The organism is Faecalibacterium sp. Marseille-Q3530 (assembly GCF_017377625.1).
GTDB classification, from domain to species: domain Bacteria; phylum Bacillota; class Clostridia; order Oscillospirales; family Ruminococcaceae; genus Faecalibacterium; species Faecalibacterium prausnitzii_E.
In genome coordinates this window covers 1-1,203 of sequence record NZ_JAFREH010000040.1, presented here as the reverse complement: position 1 = coordinate 1,203, position 1,203 = coordinate 1, and the positions used below count along the sequence as shown (strand labels likewise).

General features: G+C 55.4%; 1 protein-coding gene and 1 pseudogene. Both read left to right on the top strand.

Annotated elements, in window-relative coordinates:
• Nucleotides 1-933 (top strand): ketopantoate reductase family protein (locus J3350_RS13850; protein ID WP_242700307.1); only part of this gene is annotated, 933 nt, incomplete at its 5' end.
• Nucleotides 930-1,203, top strand: a pseudogene (locus J3350_RS13845) (hypothetical protein); the annotation flags it as partial. The gene J3350_RS13850 and the pseudogene J3350_RS13845, both read left to right, overlap by 4 nt.

The window sequence follows — 1,203 nt, the reverse complement described above, 5'->3', positions numbered from 1 at the left end:
CAAGCTATGAAAATTCTGGTATATGGTGCAGGCGTTCTGGGGTGCAATCTGGCAAGAAATCTGCTGCGCGCCGGAAAGGATGTCACTCTGCTTGCGCGGGGAAACTGGGCTGCGGAGATCAAGCAGAACGGCCTGCGGATCAAGGACAAATTTTCGCTCCGCACCTCGGTCAGCCGCATTCCGGTGGTGACTGAACTTGCACCGGATGCAATGTACGATGTGATCTTTGTGGTCCTGCGCTATACACAGCTGGATTCCGTTCTGGACACGCTGCGGGCGAACCGGACGAAGAACATCGTTTTTGTGGGCAACAACGTACAGACAAAAGCATTGGCGGCGGCACTTCCGGAAAAGAACGTCCTGTTTGCCTTTGCGCTTTCTGCGGGGCATCGGGAGGTTGACCGGGTTGTCTCCATCGACCTGAAAAAGATCACCATCGGACAGCTGCCGGGTGCAATCTCCAATAAACAGCTGATCGGGCGCATCTTCCACGGCACAAAATATAAGGTCGTTTACGAGCCGAACATGGAGGACTATCTGCTCTGCCATGCCGCGTTTGTGATGCCTGCGGCCTTCGCCTGCTATAAGACAGACGGCGACCTGAAAAAGCTCAGGGGCGATACCGCGTACCTGAACCGTGTGCTGGATGCCAACATCGAGGGATACCGCGCCATCCGAGATGCCGGGCACACCATTCTGCCCAAGGAGGATGCAGACTTTGAAGGGGAGAAATACCGCAAGACCTGCCTGCGCTTTTTCAAGCTGATGTGCGCCACCTCGCTGGGAAAACTCTGCGCCTCCGACCATGCCATGAACGCCATCGACGAAATGAGTGCGCTGAACCGGGATCTTAAGAAATTTTTCGATGAACATGGCGCAGCCTACCCGGTATGGCAGGCACTGGAAACGGAAGCCGGGAGGTATCTGCAATGAAATACGCCGGGATGCCTATGGGAATGTGGGTGCTGTTTTCAGGCTCCTTTCAAAAGCAGCTGACCGCTGTGCTGGGCTATGATGCAGCCACCGCAAGAGCCATCACGAAAAAGGCAAAGCCGCAATACCGGCAGATCATCCGCAGGCTACCGGAGTTTGAAAAAGCGGACCGCTTCAAGATGAACATCGTCAACTGCGCAATGCTCGGCGCGTTCATCCTCTCCATGCCGCAACGTCCGGAGGTGGACAGGCTGACGGATTACTACGCAA